Genomic DNA, 19,636 nt, shown 5'->3' on the forward strand with positions numbered 1-19,636 from the left:
AAGCCAACTTACCCACGACATGTCGTCAAACTATTTCTCAATAGACCTAAAGCTGAGACCCGATTGGCAATATACTCAGAAACCCGGCAACTATGTGGTCCCAGGCTGATCCCGTTGGCTCGGATTGATATTCAAGAACTTCGCCATCATCGCTTCGTGTCGTCCATTTAAGCTGACCAGCTTGCTCAAGGGTTACACTGTAAGTGTATGCGGGTAGCGCGTCGTCTAGCGCACTCATGGTTTGTGTGGTCAATGCGGGCGAGTCTATAAGAATTCCCATCTCGGTGTTGATTTTGACTGACCTCGGATCCCAATTGAAAGATCCCACAAACAAGTACCGGTCATCAACGGCGAAAGCTTTGGAGTGCAGGCCGGATCTGGACTGAGCCCAGTTTATGCCGCGGCGTTGGACTTGATAGGCGTCGGGTCGCAACTCGTAGAGTTCTACTCCACCGCGCAAAAGCGCTCGGCGTTTTTTGGCATAATGCGCGTAAACGGGTGCAACGTCGTTGGAGGCCAGCGAATTGGTTACCACCTTTACCTCGACACCACGACGTTCAAGTTCGGTCAGCCATTTCACACCGTTGTTGCGCGGTACGAAATAGGCAGAAACGATATTCACCTCACTGCTGGCATTCTCAAAATACGGAAGCAATTGCGATGCAAGAATGGGGTCTGAACCTTCAAGTCCGGCCGCTTTTGAAGGCGGATCAGCGTAAAGCTTCGCGGGCAGCCAATCCAGTGAAAAGGCCCCATCTGCGAAGTTCTCTTGTGCTGACTTTCTAAGGGCAGCGCCATACTGTGTTTGCTTTGCTTCCTCGACCAGTTCATTCAACCTGCTTCGCGCATCGCTTAGGTCAAAATCTTCGGGCTCTCCCACAACCACGCGGGCGGGGACTGCGAATTCGCTGTTCCAATAAGCGTCGAAGCTTTGTGAAACTTCACCTACAACAGGGCCAGCGGCCAGCACGTCCAGATCTGCGTAGTTCATTTCTTTCCGCGCCAGAAAATACTCGGCGCCGATATTCCTTCCACCCACAATCGTAAACACGTTGTCAGCTGTCATGGATTTGTTGTGCATTCTGCGATTGATGCGCTTGAAGTCCGTCAGTCCAGCGACCAACAGGCTTTGGTCTCGCCAGAACGGATTGAACAGCCTGATCTCAATGTTTTTGTGATGGTCCAATGCGGCGGTCATCGCGTCGTAGCTGGACGTATCCATGTCATCCAACAACAGCCGGACACGAACCCCCCGATCTGCGGCCTGTAACAGACTGGCTGCAAAAAGATGTCCCGTCGGGTCGTCATGCAGAAGGTAGTACTGAGCGTCTAACGTTCTTTCGGCGGCGGCGGCCATCAACAGCCGTGAGGCAAGCGCTTCTTCACCATCACTGATCAGCTTGACACCTGACCGGCCGTCTTTGGGATCCCCCAAGCGATTGGCCAACTGACTCAGAGCGGTGCCCGAATAGGCTGGCAATGCGGCCGATACCGTCTTTTCGTAAGTGCGGGTTTTAGGAGCGCATGCGACAAGTACCAGCGCGCTCCAAACACAAATCACAAACTTCCAACGCGCCATAGGCTTCCTCCGGCCTCCTTTGGCCTAGGTGACTATGCCAGCGCACGCGATTGCAAGAGTGTTCTTTGAAGCCTGAGGTTGTTTGGGTCGTCAGCGTTGGTTTCGCACAACCCTCAACTGCCAACTTATCGGTTCGCGACGTAACGCAACCGCAATTCAAACAGTCCCCCGGCAGAACCCAAATGCGTCGAAGCGCTGGAGAATGCGTGTCTTGTTATAGCGGCGTTGTCGAACCAAAATTTCAGACGCGGGCGTCACCTTGGTTTGGGCTATATCCAGAACGTTTCCTGAATCTTGGCCTGTCGGTCACCGGTTGGGGTTCTGACCGTCAGAACAGAACCAGCATCCCAGTGTCCGGCATCGACCATGCCAATAGCGACATTGGTTTCAAAATCCGGTGACCAGGCAGCGGACGTGACCTGACCAACCCGTTTTCCATCCTTGAGCAGTGGCCAAGCTGAGCGGGCAGGTGGCACGGGATCACCGGGGATAGAGATCGCGCGGATCTGTCGGGCCAGACCAGTTGCGGCCTCGCGCGCAAGTGCGTGCTTGCCAATGTGGTCACTGTCTTCGCCCGGTTTGCAGAATTTGCCCAAACCACACTCCAGCGGAGAGTTTTCCATGGTCATATCGTTGCCATAGCTCAACAGCCCGCCTTCGATCCGTTCGATCAGGTTTGGACATCCCGGACGAACGTTAAGATCCATTCCGGCTTCGAACAGCGCATTCCACAGCGGCATCCCGTAGGCACCGTTTTCGACATAGATCTCAAACCCACCCTGTTTCGAGTAACCAGAGCGCGCGACCAAAAAGGATGTGTCCTGAAACACCATCCGTTTGTAACGGAAAAAGCGAATGTCGCGCACTTCGTCTCCAAACACGCGAGCCATTAGATCATCCGACTTTGGCCCTTGAATGGCCAGCGGCGAAACGTCAGGCTCAAAAACCCGCACATCCATGCCCGCGCCGACTGCAAGGCCCTTGACCCACAGCAACAGGTCGCTGTCGGCGATTGAGATCCACCAGCGATCCGCGCTGTGTTTGATCGCCACCGGATCGTTCAGCATGCCGCCGTTCTCGTCGACAATTGGAACGTAGTAACACTGATCTTCCTGCATTTTTTCCAGGTTGCGGGGGGTCAACCGCCGCATCAGACGACCCGCATCAGGCCCATTCAGTTCGATCTGCCGCTCACAAGACACATCCCAGACCTGCACATGAGATTTGAGGTGCCGATAATCGGCCTCGACGCTCTCGAACATTGTGGGCAGCAGCATCCGGTTATAGACGGTGTAGGCAGTAACGCCTTTATCCTCGACCCCTTCGGAAAAAGGTGTTTGGCGCAGGCGGCGGGATTGGGACAGCAGACGCATATCAAAGGTCCATTGCTTTGGCGCGGTCCCGAAGTTGGAACTTCTGGATTTTGCCTGTGGAGGTTTTGGGAAGGGATTCGAAGATAACGGCTTTGGGCACTTTGAACCCCGCCAGATGGTCACGGCAGAAGGCGATGATCTCGTCAGACGTTGTTTCGGAACCTTCGCGCAGTTCGACAAAAGCGCAGGGGACTTCTCCCCACTTCTCGTGGGGCATCGCCACGACCGCTGCGGCCTGAACTGCTTCATGACGGTACAATACGGCTTCGACCTCGACGGACGAGATATTCTCGCCGCCCGAAATGATCACGTCCTTCAGGCGGTCGCGTATCTGAATATAGCCGTTTTGGTGAATGACCGCGCCGTCGCCGGACCAGAACCAACCGTCTTCGAAAGCTGTCGCGGTGGCCGCTGGGTCCTTGTAATACCCTGCCATCACCGTGTTACCGCGAATGGCGATCTCGCCTTGTGTCGAACCGTCACGCGCAACCGGTTCTACGGTTTCGCGGTCGATCACTGTGACCTGTTCGACCATTGGAAAGGCAATACCTTGCTGGGCCTGCAATTCCGCTTGTTCAGCCGGGCTGAGATCATCCCAGTCGTCCTGCCAAAGACATTGAGAGATGTGGCCGTAGGTCTCTGTCAGCCCATAGACCTGCATGACGTCAAACCCCATTGCACGGGTCTTTTCCAGCACTGAAGGCGGTGGTGGTGCACCCGCGGTCAACACACGGATTGCGGGTTCAAATGGGGTCGCGCCACTTTCGGCTTCGGCCAGCATTTGCAACACGATAGGCGCGGCACCGAAATGCGTTACGCCGTGGGTGCGGATCGCGCCCAGAATGCGGTCAGCGGCTGGAGCGCGCGTGAACACAACTTTTGCCCCAAGCATAGCCATCAACCAAGGGTGTCCCCAGCCATTGCAGTGGAACATCGGCACCACCGACAGATAGACGGGATAGGGGGGCATCTGCCATGCCGTCCCGGTGCCAAGAGCCATCAGATAAGCGCCGCGATGGTGATAAACCACGCCTTTTGGGCGCCCGGATGTGCCGGACGTGTAGTTCAACGCAATGGCATCCCACTCATCTTCCGGCAGTTCGATCGACAGGGGCGCGGCTTTGGTCAGCGCTTCATAGGTCTGACCACCAAGGCTCTCCCCAGTAACTGCAGGATCAGCGATTTCGACCACCGGCAGAGTTCGACCGAGCAGGTCGAAAGCTTTGGACAGAAGCGGTACAAGCTCCCGGTCCACGATCACCAGCTTGGTGTCCGCGTGATCCAGGATGTAGGCGATGGTTTCCGGTTCCAGACGCGTGTTCAGCGTGTTGAGCACTGCGCCGGTCAAAGGCAGGGCAAAGTGCAGCTCAAAGAGCTCTGGGATGTTCGGGCTGAGCACCGAAACAGTGTCGCCCTTCCGCACGCCAAGTTCGACCAGCCCACCGGCAACTGCGCGAATGCGGTTTGCAGTTTCGGCCCATGTTCTTTGGATATCGCCATAAACCACTGCTGTTCGCGCACCGTGTAAGCTTTCGGCGCGGTGCAGAAAGGACAATGGTGACAAGGGGACGTGATTTGCCCGCGTCTTCTGAAGAGCTTCGAAATGATGGCGCATCCCGATTCCGCCTGACTTAGCTGTTTGGCCGCACACGGGCGGCAGTTTTGTTTGCAAAGGCTTCAAGGCGCGCCCGAGCGGCGGGTTGGGTGTTGACCACACCGCCTACCACAGCCTCGGCATAGGCTGCGTCCATGCCTGACATGTTGTTCAAGTGACTGATCGCCGAGCAGATTGCAAAATTGGTCAGGGGCAGGTTCTGTGCGATTTGCTCTGCGAGCTCCATCGCTTTTGCCATGCTGCCGCCGTCTTCGGTGATGTATTGCGCCAGCCCCAGATCGACGGCCTCTTGCCCCTGATAAACGCGACCCGTCAGGATCATGTCGATCATGCGATATTTGCCGATCATGTCGGACACTCGGATTGTCGCGCCACCACCGGTGAAAATCCCGCGTTGGCCTTCAGGCAAGGCGAAATAGGTGCCAGGGTCTATGACCCGGATATGCGCCGCACTGGCAAGTTCCAGCCCTCCGCCCACGACCGCACCTTTCAATGCCGCGATGATCGGCACGCCGCCGTACTCCATCTTGTTGAACGCTTCATGCCAGCGCAGGCAGACATGCATGAAGTCATCCGGGCTGCGGTCGGCCTTCCAATGCTCAACCAGATCAAGGCCCGCGCAGAAGTGGTCGCCTTCACCAGCAAGCACCACAGCTTTGACACCAGCCATACGGGCACCGCTGAAAAAGCGGATCAGTTCCTCGATAGTGGCCACATCCAGCGCGTTGCGCTTTGAAGGACGGTTCAACGTAACGACATACAAGCCGTTTTCACGCTCTGAAATTGCAAGGTTTTCATATGTGTCGGGGTTCACGACGTCATTCATGGGTCGGGTCCTTTGGAGGAGTTATTCGGGGAAATTCGCGTCAAGCAGGCTGCGCGCGCCCAGCAGGATTCGGCTGTGTTCTGTGGTGCATTCGGGCAGAATGTGTTGTGCAAAGAAAAGCGCAGTCGCGATTTTCTGGGCCATGAATTGAGCATCCTGCCCGGCGTCCAGCGATGCTTGCGCGGCCAAAGCGCCCTTTGCCAGCTTCCAACCGGCAGCCAAGGTTCCTGCCAGCATAAGAAAGGGGACAGAGCCGGCAAATGCTGCGTCGATGTCCTTGCGGCTGTTTTCCAACAACCAGTTCAGCGCCGATTCAAACGCTTCGCGTGCTTGCGCAAGGCTTGCACCTATCGCTTGCGCAGTTGTGTCGCCTTCCGTCAATAGTGCTTCGGTCTCAGCAATTCGGGCAGCAAAGAGACGGGCAGTTTCGCCACCGTCGCGCATCACCTTGCGCCCTAAAAGGTCGTTGGCTTGAATGGCGGTGGTGCCTTCGTAAATCGGTAGAATGCGGGCATCGCGATAATGTTGCGCGGCACCGGTTTCCTCGATAAAACCCATACCACCGTGGATCTGAACACCTAACGAGGCAACCTCGACTGCGCGTTCCGAACAAAAACCTTTGACCAGCGGAACCATGAATTCGGCCAGAGCAGCCATCTCTGGATTGTCCTGATGGTGTGCGATGTCCAGCAACCCCGCAGTCGCCGCCGCCATTGCACGCCCACCTTCGGTCAAGCTGCGCATCCGCATCAGCATACGGCGCACGTCCGGGTGTTCGATGATGGCGACTGCATCCTTGCTCTGACCGTTGACAGGGCGGCTTTGCACGCGCTCGCGCGCATAGGTCAGCGCACGTTGATAGGCTCGCTCTGACGTCGCAATACCCTGCACACCAACGGAAAAACGCGCAGCGTTCATCATGATGAACATGTATTCCAGCCCACGATTTTCTTCGCCGATCAAGAATCCAGTGGCCTGTTTGTACTCCAATACAGCCGTCGGACTGGCGCGAACACCCAGCTTGTGTTCAATGCTCACGCAGTTGACTGTGTTTTCGGACCCGACCGTTCCATCTGCGTCGACCAGTTTCTGCGGCACGATAAACAGGCTCAACCCTTTTGGCCCGGCAGGTGCGTCAGGCGTGCGGGCCAACACCAAATGGATGATGTTCTCGGTCAGGTTATGGGCTCCATAGGTGATGAAAATCTTGGTGCCCGACACGTCATAGCTGCCATCCTCACGCTGCACCGCCTTTGTTGCCACCCGGCCCAAATCGCTGCCCGCTTGCGGTTCGGTCAGGTTCATCGTGCCAGACCAGCGCCCTGCAATCAGCGGCTCCAGATAGGTGGCTTTCTGTTCGTCCGAACCAGTCAGCAGCAATGCCTCAATGGCCCCATCGGTCAGCAAAGGGCACAGGCCAAAGCTCATATCGGCGGCATTCAGCATCTCGACCGCAGCCGCGCCGACGGTCTTCGGCAACCCCATGCCGCCATACTCCACCGGGTGAGCCAGCGCTTGCCATCCCATTTCAACAAATTGAGCGTAAGCTTGGGCATCGCCTTCAGGCATGGTCACGCGCCCGTTGTCAAACCGGGCGCCCAGCGTGTCGCCGATATGCGATAAGGGTGCGATCTGCTCGCTGCAGAACCGGGCATAGCCTTCCAGTACAGCGCCAATATCGTCCAGGTCATAGTCTGAATACACCGCGAAGGAAGACACCTGCTCCCAATGAGACAAGTGTTCGACGCAAAACATCAAATCCTGAACGGGCGGCTGATAGGACATTCCAGGCTCACTGTAGAAAACTATGGGTTTACGTCATCTACCTGTCGACTGGATTGCCTATAAGCTCATATTTTGCCAAAATACTATCCGATCACGCCACTCTGAGGTTCCTGTGACCAGTCATGACCCTATCTCGCTGACGACCGTCTCAGTAGAATTCATTCAGGACTGGCTGGACGCACTTAGATCCCGTTGCGCGCCGAAAGAGATGACTTCTCTGCTAGGGCGCGCTGGTCTTCAGGCCGGTCCGATGGCACCAAATCAACGTGTTACCCTCAATGAAATTGCGCAGCTTTACCAGCTTGCTGCGCCTGAAACCGGGGACGAAATGATGGGGCTTTGGAGCCGCCCGATCCGGCCCCGCGCCCTGCAACATCTAGTGACGGTGCAGCGCGGAGCAAGCAGCCTGACCTCGGCCCTTTATCGTTTCTCGACGTTCTGGAACCTGCTTTTGGATGACTTCTATTTTGACCTGCGCAACAGGCCAAATGAGGTAGAACTGGCTCTGGTGCCTTACTTGGGCGAAACCCAACCGCAGCGCTTTGGCCACATGCTGATCCTGAAACTGGCGCACGGGTTGTTGTCCTGGCTCAGCGGGTCGGAAACGCCAGTTCAAATGGTTTGCTTTGCCTTTCCCCGCCCGGAATTTGCTGCGGATTATTCGGTTGTCTTCCCGTGCCCTGTCGAATTCGACGCCCCGCAAACCAGCATTCGTTTTGACCCTCGCCAATTCACCCGCCCGATCACCCGCAGCACTGAGGAGGCGTCGGTGTTTCTTGAGCGCGCGCCGCTGGATTGGATATTCACAGGCTCTCGGGCGCATACAAACAGCCTTCGTGTTCGGGCCTTTCTTTACGGAGCGACATGGCAATCTTGCCAGCTTACGGATGCAGCCCGAGCCTTGAAAATGACGCCCCGGACATTGAACAGACGCTTGAAAGACGAAGGAACATCCTTTCAGGACATCAAGGATGCCCTGCGCCGCGATATCGCGATCCGTGCACTACAGCAAAGCACGGACAGTATCGATCAAATCGCCTTCGACACCGGCTTTTCGGCCCCTGCGAATTTCCACAGAGCGTTCCGAAAGTGGACAAGCCGGACACCGGGATCATACCGGATGTGAACTCGATTTCTGTAGGCTCCGAGATACAAAGCGTTCAATTGCGCCAATGGTTCAGGCGTCTGCTGTGTAGTAGGCCAGAAACATCGCGACACAATCGTCCAACGCCTCTTTGGGTGTCGGATTCTCACCGAGAAAGAACTCGGGCCAAAAGAAGAAGTTTTTGATAAGCGCCAAAAGCTGGTTGGTCGCGAAAACCGGATCGGCTTTGCGAATTACACCTGCGTCCATCGCCTCGCTGACCAGCCTTGTTATCGGGTAGTCGTGTGTTGCGGTTTCAGTGAAGAATTGCCGTGACCGGTCTATGTCACGGATCAATTCCGAAATGACCATCCGGTTTAATCCGATCGCTGTCTCTTCGGTGATCACGCCGATGTAGCTCCAAAGTGCTTCCTTCAATTGTTCAACGAAATCGCGATCCGGGTCGTAGGGCACTGGCTCCATACTTCGGTTCTGCTCCAGCATGATTTGTGAGATCGCTTCAAACAGGGCCTCCTTGCTCTCGAAGTGATTGTAGAGCGTGCGACTCGATACGTTCGCTTTTTTGGCGATTGAAGTGGTTTTTGCGCCCAGAAAACCTTGTTCACGAAACTCGTCGATGGCCGCATCGATGATATCTTTTCGTTTTTTTTTCAGTACGTTTCACGATTCTTGCCTCAAAAAGTAAAAAGATTAGTTTACAATTTATCGCTCTTCACCATAAGTAAACAAAACGATTTACTTTAGCAAGGCGCAAAGCCGTCTGACCCCGAAAGGAACAAGACCATGACACCCCAAAACCTCACAGCCGGTAAGAACGAAGTCACCTTCAAATCCTTTGGCGTGGATTTGGCGGGCGATCTTTACCTGCCCGAAGGCTTTGATGAGACCAAGACATACAAAGCAATCGTTGGCGCCAGCCCGCTCCCGCAGGTCAAAGATCAGATCCCGGCCACATAGGGCCCGGAAATGGCCGCACGGGGCTTCATCTATCTCGGGTTTGATTACCTCGGCATGGGCTCGTCCCCTGCGCTGCCCGGAGAGCACAAGCAATCCCGCTACATGTTCCGGCTAATCGAAAACACCTGGGACGCTGTTTCCTACCTAGGCACGCTTCCGTTCGTGGATGAAGTCTACGGTTTGGGCGTTTGCCAAGGCGGCTCGATCATCGCATCCGCCGCTGTGACCGATCATCGGATCAAGAAGATCGCAATGGTGTCGGGCATGATGGCAGCCGATGCCTTCCAGTGGGCCGACCGTGACGCAGCAAACCAGTTGATCGCTTCCGCGAACGCATCAACACAAAAAATGTATGAAACGGGCGATCCCGACTACGTTGCGCCGTTCGGTTTGACCGACGAAATGTCTCGCGAAGAGTTCGTTGACGCGGCCGCTTACCCTGCGATGGCAGGCGAGACCTATGACTACTACGGCCGTGATGGTGTCAAAGGTCCGGTTTCGGTTGCGACCTACACAAACATGCACATCGGCGATCAGCCCATGCAGTCGCTGATTTCCATCGGTGAAGCCTATGCAGACAAGATTGCGCAGCCGTCCCTGACCATCTACGGCACAAATGCTTCCACAGCGCTCTGCTCAACGCAGTTTGTTGAGAAGTTGACGAATGAGCACGAGGAACTGGCGTTTGATGACTTCTCGCATGTGGATTTCTTCTACAAGCCCGAGGCGGTAAAGGCATCGACCGATGCTGTAGCGGAGTTCTTCAATAAGTGACCTGACTTGGTAGAGGCCGCTGCCAGGCCTCTACCTTTTTTGGGCACGAGCGCGACATCAGTGAAGTCATGCAGTTTAAAAACGTTTAGAACGAGGTCAGCGTTGCGTGCAATTCACGCTCAAAAAAAGCGCTGCCAAGTGCAGTTGAGCCAGCGGTGATACTTAATAACGACGATGCACTCTTTTTCGAGTAATCACGTTCCTCTTTTTCTGGCGCTCGCGCAAAAAGACAAACAATCCAGATCCCAAGATCAGCACGATGCCAGTCGCGACAGGTAGATTTGGCAGTTCGCCCCAAATCGCCCATCCCCAAAACACTGCCAAAGGAAGACCGACATATTCGAACGGTGCCACCGTGGCGGCGTCAGCCATTCGGTAAGCCTGACCCAGGCAATACCCAATGATTGCCGAATTGAACCCTAGCCCGACAAACAACCATCGATCAGTGCCTTCTGGCCAAACCCAAGCCCTTAGCAAGAAGATCAAGCTTTCATTTTCGTATGCGTCGGCAAAGCGCCCGTCCCCTGCTACAGACCAGAACAGTAAACTGACAACGATAAAACACGCCTGAATATAGACAGCCATCGCTGATGCTTTGGATTTCGCACCAAGCAAACGGGTGAGCACGTTGTTGAGGGCATAGGTAAATGCCGCCACCACAGGCAGGGCATACATCAAAAGACTGACGTCGCGCGCGCCGCCGGCTTCCCAAGGGCGAGTCATAATTGCCACGCCGAGGAAACCCACAATCACGGCGCCGATGCGCATGGGGCCAACCTTTTCCCCAAGCAACGGAATGCTAAGCAAAGTGATCATCAGGGGCGCAACGAAGAATACTGCGGTTGCTTCGGCCAGAGGCATGACAGCCAACGCCGTAAAGAATGTCAAATTGGCAACAACGATGAGAACCCCACGCAAAAGATGAAGCCCGGGTTGATCGGTTTTCAAGATGCGCCAACCGCCTTCCATCTGCACCAAAGCCAGGCTGAACCCGATCCCGATCAATGATCTGGTGAAAACCATTTGATGCAGGGGGTAACCGCCAGACAGGAACTTGATCAGCATATCGTTGATAGAAATCGCCAAAATTCCTATCAGAATGAATGCAATACCTGCTGTTGGGTTTTGCAGCTTTACATCGGCCGTCATGAGGTGCCCTTTCATGGGGCCACTAACACGAGCCAGCAAACGGGTCACGTCACTTTGCGACGTTCTTTGGTCGCCGCGTGCCGACGTGAAACTCAACTTGTATTGTGCGTTAGGGCAAGTTTGTTTCTTTGGATTTCCAGCCCCGGCATAACGGCTATGTCATTGAAGCGCCGACTCCCGCGAGGACTGGTCGCTCGGTTCGGTCGGAAGTGGCACCATTGGGATGATGCGTAACGCATGAATCTGACAATGGGGGGCTGACTTCTACGTAACGGAAGTGTGGAAAACGCGGCCACGTTGCCGCTAACGTCACTGGGCATAATGACAATAGAGGCGGTGCAGTCAGATGTTCGGGAAAATAGTGAAAACAATTGGCGGTATAGTGATCGTGGGCGTCGTGGGGCTGGTAAGCTACCTGCTGATTGCGCCACCCGATCTGCTGAAGGTCGGTACAAATTACTCGGCCAAAATCGTCTGTTCGAACGTTTTCATTGCCGGACGTGATCCCGATGAGGTGCTGGCCGTAGATGTGCAAGCTCCGGGACATCCGCTTCTCAAACAAGTCTCGATAGAGGTTGATCAAGAGGCGCAAATAGTTCAAGCCAGGCTTTTTCGGTTTTTTGCCCCCGCAACCTCTCAGTATCGCGACGGGCTTGGCTGCACCAACGTTCATGATGTTGCTCTAAGCGCAGAAACGCTTGTGGCGCCCGACCCTTTGCCTGCTGGCCTTTGGCCAAAAGGCAACGACGCGGCCCTTTCGCAGGATGCAAAGGTTCAGGCCGTCATGTCTGATGAAAGCTTGCTTGGTGAAGGGTATCGCGCGGTCGTCGTGGTTCGAAACGGGCGGATCGTGGCTGAACGCTACGCCGACGGGTTTGACGCTCAAACCCCTTTGCTGGGGTGGTCCATGACCAAAACCGTCACGGCCGGATTGATTGGAACGTTAATTGAAGCAGGTCAGATGAACCTTGCAGATAATCTGGTCGATAGCTTTCCGGACTGGACCGAGGACTCTCGTCGTGACATTTCCTTGGCTGACATGCTGTCCATGACCAGCGGCTTGAACTGGGATGAAGAATATGGCGACGTCTCTGATGTGACCCGAATGCTGTATCTCAGCAATGATATGGCTGGCTTTGCAGCGGATCGAGCACCTGAAGCTGAAACCGGTACGGATTTCAATTACTCTTCCGGAACAACCACTGTTTTGTCCCGTGTTTGGCAGGATCAGTTGCCAGATGGCGGGCTAACTTACCCGCAAACTGCGCTGTTTGAGCCGCTGGGCATGACCTCGGCGATCCTTGAGACGGATGCCAACGATACGTTCATCGGGTCCAGCTATATGTATGCCACGGCCCGCGATTGGGCCCGGTTTGGTCAGCTTTTGTTGCAAAAGGGTATTTGGGACAATACCCGGATCTTGCCCGAGGGGTTTGTGGACTGGATGGTCGAACCGGTGGGTGCCTCGGATGGGCGCTATGCCAAAGGGCATCTTTGGCTGGACTCTCCGGGAGATTTTCCGCCCTTTGAAGACGCATACTGGCTACAGGGGCATGATGGCCAGTTCATCGGTGTGTTCCCGTCTCATGACATGATCGTTCTGCGGATGGGATTGACCCCGTCTCGGTTGGGTTACTCTTCCTTGCCGTTGGCGCAAGCGTTGATTACAGCCTTTGGGGACGATCCGTCTTAGCTGACCTCTTCATCTCGCTCCTGCGAGGGTAACGACCTTGGCAGGCTGCAACCGGCTCGGGACACCGGGTCGCAGGTCTGGGACTTGCATGTGGCGCAGTTTTAGTATACCGCCGCATACAAATTATAACTTACCGGCTTTTTTGACTGCCGGTACACCCAGCAAAATGGTCGGACCCGTCATGAGCCTCTATACTGATTACCTGAACGAAATCGAAACCCGCAAAGAACAGGGCCTGAGCCCAAAACCCATCGATGATGGCGCCTTGACGAAAGAGATCATTGACCAGATCCGTGATCCTCAGCACGAACATCGCGCGGATTCGCTGAACTACTTCATTTACAACACGCTGCCTGGTACAACCAGCGCTGCCGGCGAAAAGGCCAGCTTTCTGAAAGAGATCATTCTGGGCGAAGCTGACGTCGAAGAAATCTCGCAGGACTTTGCGTTCGAGCTGTTGTCGCACATGAAAGGTGGCCCCTCGGTCGAGGTTCTTCTTGACCTTGCGCTGGGCGATGACGCGGCGGTTGCTGGCAAAGCGGCGGAAGTGCTGAAAACACAAGTCTTCCTGTACGACGCCGATACCGACCGACTGAAAGCCGCGCTCGAGGACGGCAACACCGTCGCGCGGGATATCTTGGAAAGCTATGCCAAGGCCGAGTTTTTCACCAAGCTGCCCGACATCGACGAGGAAATCGAAATCGTCACATATGTTGCTGCCGAAGGTGACATTTCCACAGACCTTCTGTCGCCGGGCAATCAGGCACACTCGCGCGCCGACCGCGAACTGCACGGCAAGTGCCTGATCTCGGAAAAGGCGCAGCAGGAAATCCAGGATCTGAAGCTTCAGCACCCCGGCAAACGTGTCATGCTGATCGCTGAAAAGGGAACCATGGGTGTTGGCTCTTCGCGTATGTCCGGCGTAAACAATGTGGCGCTTTGGACCGGTAAGCAGGCCAGCCCCTATGTGCCCTTCGTCAACTTTGCCCCAATTGTCGCGGGTACGAATGGCATCTCTCCGATCTTCCTGACCACCGTCGGCGTGACCGGTGGCATCGGTCTTGACCTGAAAAACTGGGTCAAGAAAGTCGACGAAGACGGCAACGCGATCCTGAACAACGACGGCAACCCGATCTTGGAAGAGAAGTACTCGGTGGCCACAGGTACGGTTCTGAAGATCAACACCAAAGACCACAAACTGCTGAGCGAAGATGGCGACGAGCTGGTCGACGTTTCCTCGTCCTTTACCCCGCAAAAAGTGGAATTCATGAAGGCCGGTGGCTCTTACGCCATTGTGTTTGGAAAAAAGCTGCAAACATTCGCAGCCGAAACGCTGGGTGTCGAAGCACCTGTGGTCTTTGCCCCGTCCAAAGAAATCAGCCACGAGGGCCAAGGCCTGACCGCTGTCGAGAAGATCTTTAACAAGAACGCCTTGGGCACCACGCCGGGCAAAACCCTGCACGCGGGTTCGGACGTTCGCGTCAAGGTCAACATTGTCGGCTCGCAGGACACCACCGGTCTGATGACCATGCAGGAACTTGAGGCGATGGCCGCGACCGTTGTGGCGCCCGGCGTTGATGGGGCCTATCAATCCGGTTGTCACACCGCATCGGTCTGGGATGCCAAGGCGCAGGCCAACACGCCGCGTTTGATGAAGTTCATGAATGATTTCGGCCTTGTCACCGGACGTGACCCCAAAGGCGTCTATCATTCGATGACGGACGTGATCCACAAAGTGTTGAATGACATTACTGTAGATGACTGGTCGGTCATCATCGGCGGCGACAGCCACACCCGCATGTCCAAAGGCGTCGCCTTTGGCGCAGATTCGGGCACCGTGGCGCTGGCACTGGCGACCGGTGAAGCCTCGATGCCGATCCCGGAGTCGGTCAAGGTGACCTTCAAAGGCAAAATGGCCGATCACATGGATTTCCGCGACGTGGTTCACGCTACCCAAGCGCAGATGCTGGACCAGCATGGCGATAACGTGTTCCAGGGCCGCGTGATTGAAGTTCATATCGGCACGCTGCTGGCGGATCAGGCATTCACCTTCACCGACTGGACAGCCGAGATGAAAGCCAAGGCTTCGGTTTGTATCTCGAATGATGAGACCCTGATCGGTTCTCTGGAACTGGCCAAGTCGCGCATCCAGATCATGATCGACAAAGGCATGGAACATGAAAACGGCATGCTGCAAAAGCTGATCAATATCGCGGACGCGCGCATCGCCGAGATCAAATCGGGTGAAAAGCCCGCGTTGCAACCGGATGACAACGCGAAATACTTCGCTGAAGTCGTTGTCGATCTGGATCAGATTGTCGAACCGATGATCGCCGACCCGGATGTCAATAACGCCGATGTGTCCAAACGCTACACCCACGACACGATCCGCCCGATCTCGTACTACAACGCTGAAAAGCATGTCGATCTGGGCTTTGTTGGTTCGTGCATGGTGCATAAGGGGGACATCAAGATCGTCGCCCAGATGTTGAAGAACCTTGAGAAGGAAGCCGGTAAGGTCGAATTCAAGGCACCGCTGGTCGTCGCGGCCCCAACCTACAACATCATCGACGAGCTGAAGGAAGAGGGTGACTGGGAAGTGCTTGAGAAATACTCGGGCTTCGAATTCGACGATCTTTTCCCGAAACAGAATGCCCGCACCGAGTACGAAAATATCCTGTACCTGGAACGTCCGGGTTGTAACCTGTGCATGGGTAACCAGGAAAAAGCCGCCAAGGGCGACACGGTTCTGGCCACCTCGACCCGCCTGTTCCAGGGCCGCGTCGTGGCGGATGCGCCGGACAAGAAAGGTGAAAGCCTGCTGGCCTCGACCCCGGTTGTCGTGCTGTCGGCCATCTTGGGCCGCACCCCAAATATCGACGAGTACAAGACCGCTGTTGAAGGCATCGACCTGACCAAGTTCGCGCCTTTGACTGAAAAACCGGCGGGCACGAAGTCAGCTCACTTCTAATCGACGTCGTTGACACCGAGTATAGTTCGCCCGGGCACCCTGAAGGTGGCCGGGCGTTTTCATTTGTTGAGTTTAAGGTGTGATTTCGTTTGCTGAGAAGGAGATCCGCCTTCAAAGTATAGGTAAGGGTCCGCGGGTCTTAGTTTGGCGAAGAACAAAGTTGCTGCGCGTGTCGCGGACCAGTCCAGACTTCAAGAGACGTTGCATGATGAAGACCTCCAGATCTTCGGGCGTCTTAGCATAGACTTTTAGTATGAAATCGTGATCCCCGGTGATCGAAGCACATTCAACAATCTGAGGTTCGGTTTCGACCAAACGTAGGAAATCTGCAATGTTCTTTTCCTGATGATCCTTGAGCGCAACATGGACATACGCGATCGCGTTCAGACCAACGGCCTTGGCGGGCACCTGCGCGCGATAGCCTGTAACCACTCCGGACGCTTCAAGATCGCGAACACGCCGCCAGCATTGCGAGGCCGATAATCCGGTTCGGTCCGCCAGCTCCTGCATTGACAGACGTCCACTGATCTGAAGCTCGCGCAGGATATCGATATCAGCAGGATGAAGCATATGTTTCGCTATTTCAGATTTTACGGTCTATTTCGGTCAAACTAGCGAGAAATCGTCAGTAATCAAAACAAATCCCTCACGTGTGACGCGGTATCCTGTTCCTCATCAGGAGGAAGCGGATGCCTAAATCGACCAAATACGTTGCCAAAGTCGCCGACGCGCGTGGCCATATCGCCTATACGGATGAAGAAAACGCCGTTTGGGCCGATCTATACGCAGCGCAGGAGGATAATGTTCAGCGCTACATGGCGCGCGAATATCTGGACGGACTTGCGCGTCTTGAGTTGCCAAAGACCAAGGTGCCGTCTTGCGCTGATATCTCGGATCGGCTGCTGGACCTGACGGGGTGGCGGGTGAAGCCGGTTCCGGCCCTTATTGGGTTCAAGACGTTTTTTGGTATGCTCGCAGATCGCGTCTTTCCCGCAGCGTCGTTTATTCGCTCGCGCGAGGATTTCGACTATATCGAAGAGCCGGATATTTTTCATGAGATCTTCGGCCACACCCCGTTGCTCAGTGACCCACGCTTTGCCGCGTTCAGCCACGCCATCGGGAAGGCAGGCCAGCAGGCGACAGATGCAGACTATGCGTGGCTGATCAGGCTATACTGGTTTTCCATCGAATTTGGGCTGCGCCGACAGGATGGTCAGATCAAGGCTTTGGGATCGGGGCTGGCGTCGTCGCCGACCGAACTGGTTTATGCCGTAACCAGCGACATCCCGGATCGCGACGCGTTTGATATCCTGACTATTCTGCGCACGCCCTATCGGATCGACATGCACCAGATGGGGTACTTTGTCCTGGACGACCCTGAGGATCTGTTCGAAGCAGCCGAGCGCGATCTATTGGCCGATGTGCGGCACGCGCGTCGTCTGGGGCTTTTGCCAAACAAGTTCCCTGAAAAGGTTACGGCAGCGGAGTAGCCGCGCCGCCCATCTTCAGGCGGACAGGTCTTTGTACATGTATGTTGTTGGTTCCAACTGGGGTTCGAACGGGTTGCGGCAATAATTCGGTATTTCACCTGCAATCTGAAACCCGAGGCTTTGATACAGCAGTAGTGAGGGATCGCTGCTGCGCGTGTCCAGCACCAGCATCGTGCGGTGCAAGCTGCGGGCGTGGTGAAGAAGCGCCGCCATCAAAGCGCGGCCATACCCGCGACGCCGCGCGTTTGGGTGAACCAGCAGCTTTGCGACATCCGCACGGTGGGGTTGGTTGGGCATGGCTGCCGGGATAAGCTGCACGGTTCCTAAAACGCGCGCGCCGTCACAGGCCGCAAAGATCTCTAAAGCGCCTGCGTTTAATCCCGGCCGCACGTTCTGCTGCCAATAATTCCGCGCGTCTTCCTTCGCAAAGGGCAGGATAAACCCAATACTGGCTCCGTCATGGACACAGGCGTGCAAAATCTCAGCCAGATCATCCACGGCGACATCAAATTCGGAACAGGTCAGACGCGTGATCATACCAGCACCAATAGATACCGTGCGCCTCGTTCGGCGCCTGTTTCGAACCGGGTCGGACCGGACAGGTGATAGCGCAGACAATCTCCCGCGCTCAGATCGTGTGGCGTTCCGTCAACCGTCAGTGTAAGCGCGCCATCGATCAGGATCAGGTGATGTTCTTGCCCCGACTTGGGCGGCGTCTCATAAGTGATCACGGTGTTACGCGGCAGGTGGCATTCCACGACCTCGGCATTCAGACCGTTTGCAGGTGGAGACACGGCGCGGCGGGTGTATCTTGTCTCGGGATCGCTCCATTCCGTCTGACGTTCAAACGGAACCTTGGGATCAAAACTGTCTTCGACCATCATCAACAGGCGTGACATCGGTAAGTCGTACGCGGCACATAAACGACCAAGGTTTTCTGCCGTGGGGCTGACGTCTCCCTTCTCCATCCGAGACAAGGTGGCGCGGCTGATGCCACTGTGCTCAGACAATTGGTCCAGAGACCATCCACGCCCACGGCGCAGTTCATTCAATCGGCTGGCAAGGCGGTTCGAAAGCGTGTCGAGCATGGATCAAATAATAGAAAAATTTCCAGATACGAGAAAAATAGTACAAAATAAATAAACTGTAAACGAAAAAGGGTGCGGAAACCTCGCACCCTTTGTGGTTTGCGTGGAATTGGAAGGTTACTTCCAGCCAACCTCGTTAAAGATCTTTTGTGCTTCGGGAATGTTCTTGGCAACTTCGGACAGGTTAACTTCGTCGGCCTTGAACTCTCCCAAGGTGGCGACAGATTCGGCCAGCGCGACACTAGGTACAGCCGGGTATTCGTCATTACCTGCCGAGAAATATTGCTGCGCCTGATCGCCTGCCAGATACTCAAGGAATAGGATCGCGTTTTCTTTGTTCGGCGCGTTTGCTGCAACGCCGCCGCCTGACAGGTTCATGTGCGCCCCGTAACCTTCCTGGTTCGGGAAGACCCACCCGATCATGTCGCGGTCAGCAGACAGGCCTTTGACATCTTTGCGGATTGCCCGTGCAAAGTAATAGGTGTTCGAGACTGCGATGTCGCATTCGCCCGATACGATGCCACGCAGCTGATCGGTGTCGCCGCCCTGCGGTTCACGCGCCATGTTGGCGACAATGCCTTCGGCCCAGGATTTCGCTGCGTCGGCGCCCTCATGGGTGATGATCGAAGCCAACAGGGTCTGGTTGTACGTGTTGGTCGACGAGCGGATGCAGATCAGGCCCTTGTATTCTGGCTTGGCCAAATCGGCATATGTGGCCGGTGGGTTGGCGACGTTTTCTTTGTTGTAAAAGATAATCCGACCGCGCTGCGAAAAGCCAAACCACTGGTTGTCGCTGTCTTGCAGATTTGCAGGGATGCGTTCTTCCAGCGTTGCGCTTTCGACAGCCTGCAAGATGCCTGCGTCCTTGGCACGAGCCAGGCGCGATGTGTCGACCGTCAGCATCACGTCAGCAGGCGAGTTTGCGCCTTCGGCTTCCATACGCGCGATCAATTCGTCGGCTTTGCCTTCGATGCGGTTGATCTTGATACCGGTTGCGTCTTCGAAATCGGTATACAGACGTTCATCGGTGTCATAGTGGCGCGACGAATAAAGGTTCAGTTCCCCTTCAGCGACGGCGGAGGTGGCGATCAATGCCGACAGTGCGGCGACGATGCAGGTGGAGGAGTTCAGCATGATGCGTCCCATTGTTGAATTCAGAGAGCGGACATTAATCCGACTGATTTGATCAATTATACGATTCCCGGCGGGATGCAAGGAAATCCGACGAAAA

At 55.4% G+C, this 19,636-nt stretch carries 17 protein-coding genes and 1 pseudogene; 6 read left to right on the forward strand and 12 right to left on the reverse strand.

Annotated elements, in window-relative coordinates:
* Positions 1 to 46: 46 nt before the first annotated feature.
* The 5 genes from ACR0EV_RS19970 to ACR0EV_RS19990 form a co-directional block, all read right to left on the reverse strand.
* Positions 47 to 1,579 carry a phospholipase D family protein gene (locus ACR0EV_RS19970; protein WP_480801711.1) on the reverse strand — a complete coding sequence of 511 codons (1,533 nt, stop codon included), beginning with the start codon at positions 1,577 to 1,579 and terminating at the stop codon, positions 47 to 49.
* A gap of 269 nt (positions 1,580 to 1,848) precedes the next feature.
* Positions 1,849 to 2,952: a dimethylsulfoniopropionate demethylase gene (locus tag ACR0EV_RS19975; RefSeq protein WP_480801712.1), complete on the reverse strand. Its 1,104-nt coding sequence runs from the start codon at positions 2,950 to 2,952 to the stop codon at positions 1,849 to 1,851.
* Position 2,953: 1 nt separating this feature from the next.
* Positions 2,954 to 4,567 (reverse strand): AMP-binding protein, encoded by a 1,614-nt coding sequence (locus ACR0EV_RS19980; RefSeq protein ID WP_480801713.1) that lies wholly within the window; start codon positions 4,565 to 4,567, stop codon positions 2,954 to 2,956.
* Between the two features lie 16 nt (positions 4,568 to 4,583).
* Entirely contained in the window at positions 4,584 to 5,393 is an 810-nt protein-coding gene (gene dmdD, locus ACR0EV_RS19985; protein WP_480801714.1) for a methylthioacryloyl-CoA hydratase, read from the reverse strand.
* A gap of 21 nt (positions 5,394 to 5,414) precedes the next feature.
* The gene (locus ACR0EV_RS19990) at positions 5,415 to 7,178 is read right to left on the reverse strand and encodes an acyl-CoA dehydrogenase family protein (protein ID WP_480801715.1); all 1,764 of its coding nucleotides are present in this window, start codon (positions 7,176 to 7,178) and stop codon (positions 5,415 to 5,417) included.
* A gap of 112 nt (positions 7,179 to 7,290) precedes the next feature.
* Between ACR0EV_RS19990 and ACR0EV_RS19995 the strand changes: the two genes are divergently transcribed.
* A complete protein-coding gene (locus ACR0EV_RS19995; protein ID WP_480801716.1) occupies positions 7,291 to 8,304 on the forward strand; it encodes an AraC family transcriptional regulator in 1,014 nt (337 codons plus the stop codon).
* A gap of 51 nt (positions 8,305 to 8,355) precedes the next feature.
* Here ACR0EV_RS19995 and ACR0EV_RS20000 read toward each other — a convergent pair whose 3' ends face one another.
* Positions 8,356 to 8,766, reverse strand: coding sequence for a TetR/AcrR family transcriptional regulator C-terminal domain-containing protein (locus ACR0EV_RS20000; protein ID WP_480801717.1), 411 nt, complete (start codon positions 8,764 to 8,766; stop codon positions 8,356 to 8,358).
* Between the two features lie 21 nt (positions 8,767 to 8,787).
* Positions 8,788 to 8,937: pseudogene (locus ACR0EV_RS20005) on the reverse strand (TetR/AcrR family transcriptional regulator); the annotation flags it as partial.
* A 129-nt stretch (positions 8,938 to 9,066) separates the two neighbouring features.
* Here ACR0EV_RS20005 and ACR0EV_RS20010 point away from each other — a divergent pair.
* Entirely contained in the window at positions 9,067 to 9,240 is a 174-nt protein-coding gene (locus ACR0EV_RS20010) for a hypothetical protein (protein WP_480801718.1), read from the forward strand.
* A gap of 9 nt (positions 9,241 to 9,249) precedes the next feature.
* Complete coding sequence (locus tag ACR0EV_RS20015) at positions 9,250 to 10,014, forward strand: alpha/beta hydrolase (RefSeq protein WP_480801719.1); 765 nt, start codon at positions 9,250 to 9,252, stop codon at positions 10,012 to 10,014.
* A gap of 162 nt (positions 10,015 to 10,176) precedes the next feature.
* On the opposite strand, the gene ACR0EV_RS20020 is transcribed toward ACR0EV_RS20015, so the two are convergent.
* Positions 10,177 to 11,163: a DMT family transporter gene (locus ACR0EV_RS20020; RefSeq protein WP_480801720.1), complete on the reverse strand. Its 987-nt coding sequence runs from the start codon at positions 11,161 to 11,163 to the stop codon at positions 10,177 to 10,179.
* Between the two features lie 346 nt (positions 11,164 to 11,509).
* On the opposite strand from ACR0EV_RS20020, the gene ACR0EV_RS20025 reads away from it, so the two are divergent.
* Positions 11,510 to 12,856 (forward strand): serine hydrolase domain-containing protein, encoded by a 1,347-nt coding sequence (locus tag ACR0EV_RS20025; RefSeq protein WP_480801721.1) that lies wholly within the window; start codon positions 11,510 to 11,512, stop codon positions 12,854 to 12,856.
* Between the two features lie 181 nt (positions 12,857 to 13,037).
* Positions 13,038 to 15,827: a bifunctional aconitate hydratase 2/2-methylisocitrate dehydratase gene (locus ACR0EV_RS20030; protein WP_480801722.1), complete on the forward strand. Its 2,790-nt coding sequence runs from the start codon at positions 13,038 to 13,040 to the stop codon at positions 15,825 to 15,827.
* Between the two features lie 111 nt (positions 15,828 to 15,938).
* On the opposite strand, the gene ACR0EV_RS20035 is transcribed toward ACR0EV_RS20030, so the two are convergent.
* Entirely contained in the window at positions 15,939 to 16,397 is a 459-nt protein-coding gene (locus ACR0EV_RS20035) for an Lrp/AsnC family transcriptional regulator (protein ID WP_480801723.1), read from the reverse strand.
* Positions 16,398 to 16,516: 119 nt separating this feature from the next.
* On the opposite strand from ACR0EV_RS20035, the gene phhA reads away from it, so the two are divergent.
* A complete protein-coding gene (phhA, locus tag ACR0EV_RS20040; RefSeq protein WP_480801724.1) occupies positions 16,517 to 17,317 on the forward strand; it encodes a phenylalanine 4-monooxygenase in 801 nt (266 codons plus the stop codon).
* 15 nt (positions 17,318 to 17,332) lie between these two features.
* On the opposite strand, the gene ACR0EV_RS20045 is transcribed toward phhA, so the two are convergent.
* From ACR0EV_RS20045 to ACR0EV_RS20055, 3 genes are all read right to left on the reverse strand, one after another.
* Complete coding sequence (locus ACR0EV_RS20045) at positions 17,333 to 17,854, reverse strand: N-acetyltransferase family protein (RefSeq protein ID WP_480801725.1); 522 nt, start codon at positions 17,852 to 17,854, stop codon at positions 17,333 to 17,335.
* Complete coding sequence (locus tag ACR0EV_RS20050) at positions 17,851 to 18,405, reverse strand: helix-turn-helix domain-containing protein (RefSeq protein ID WP_480801726.1); 555 nt, start codon at positions 18,403 to 18,405, stop codon at positions 17,851 to 17,853. Before ACR0EV_RS20050 ends, ACR0EV_RS20045 begins: the two co-directional genes overlap by 4 nt.
* Positions 18,406 to 18,522: 117 nt before the next feature.
* A complete protein-coding gene (locus tag ACR0EV_RS20055; protein WP_480801727.1) occupies positions 18,523 to 19,539 on the reverse strand; it encodes a Fe(3+) ABC transporter substrate-binding protein in 1,017 nt (338 codons plus the stop codon).
* Positions 19,540 to 19,636 lie beyond the last annotated feature (97 nt).

The sequence above is a fragment of the Ruegeria sp. CF8 genome (assembly GCF_056537285.1).

What these genes read in the sequence shown, in the direction of transcription:
- ACR0EV_RS19970 (WP_480801711.1), bottom strand. Translation starts at nt 1,579, where the DNA reads ATGGCGCGTTGGAAGTTTGTGATTTGTGTTTGGAGCGCGCTGGTACTT.
- ACR0EV_RS19975 (WP_480801712.1), bottom strand. Translation starts at nt 2,952, where the DNA reads ATGCGTCTGCTGTCCCAATCCCGCCGCCTGCGCCAAACACCTTTTTCC.
- ACR0EV_RS19980 (WP_480801713.1), bottom strand. Translation starts at nt 4,567, where the DNA reads ATGCGCCATCATTTCGAAGCTCTTCAGAAGACGCGGGCAAATCACGTC.
- dmdD (WP_480801714.1), bottom strand. Translation starts at nt 5,393, where the DNA reads ATGAATGACGTCGTGAACCCCGACACATATGAAAACCTTGCAATTTCA.
- ACR0EV_RS19990 (WP_480801715.1), bottom strand. Translation starts at nt 7,178, where the DNA reads ATGTCCTATCAGCCGCCCGTTCAGGATTTGATGTTTTGCGTCGAACAC.
- ACR0EV_RS20000 (WP_480801717.1), bottom strand. Translation starts at nt 8,766, where the DNA reads ATGCTGGAGCAGAACCGAAGTATGGAGCCAGTGCCCTACGACCCGGAT.
- ACR0EV_RS20010 (WP_480801718.1), top strand. Translation starts at nt 9,067, where the DNA reads ATGACACCCCAAAACCTCACAGCCGGTAAGAACGAAGTCACCTTCAAA.
- ACR0EV_RS20015 (WP_480801719.1), top strand. Translation starts at nt 9,250, where the DNA reads ATGGCCGCACGGGGCTTCATCTATCTCGGGTTTGATTACCTCGGCATG.
- ACR0EV_RS20020 (WP_480801720.1), bottom strand. Translation starts at nt 11,163, where the DNA reads ATGACGGCCGATGTAAAGCTGCAAAACCCAACAGCAGGTATTGCATTC.
- ACR0EV_RS20025 (WP_480801721.1), top strand. Translation starts at nt 11,510, where the DNA reads ATGTTCGGGAAAATAGTGAAAACAATTGGCGGTATAGTGATCGTGGGC.
- ACR0EV_RS20030 (WP_480801722.1), top strand. Translation starts at nt 13,038, where the DNA reads ATGAGCCTCTATACTGATTACCTGAACGAAATCGAAACCCGCAAAGAA.
- ACR0EV_RS20035 (WP_480801723.1), bottom strand. Translation starts at nt 16,397, where the DNA reads ATGCTTCATCCTGCTGATATCGATATCCTGCGCGAGCTTCAGATCAGT.
- phhA (WP_480801724.1), top strand. Translation starts at nt 16,517, where the DNA reads ATGCCTAAATCGACCAAATACGTTGCCAAAGTCGCCGACGCGCGTGGC.
- ACR0EV_RS20045 (WP_480801725.1), bottom strand. Translation starts at nt 17,854, where the DNA reads ATGATCACGCGTCTGACCTGTTCCGAATTTGATGTCGCCGTGGATGAT.
- ACR0EV_RS20050 (WP_480801726.1), bottom strand. Translation starts at nt 18,405, where the DNA reads ATGCTCGACACGCTTTCGAACCGCCTTGCCAGCCGATTGAATGAACTG.
- ACR0EV_RS20055 (WP_480801727.1), bottom strand. Translation starts at nt 19,539, where the DNA reads ATGCTGAACTCCTCCACCTGCATCGTCGCCGCACTGTCGGCATTGATC.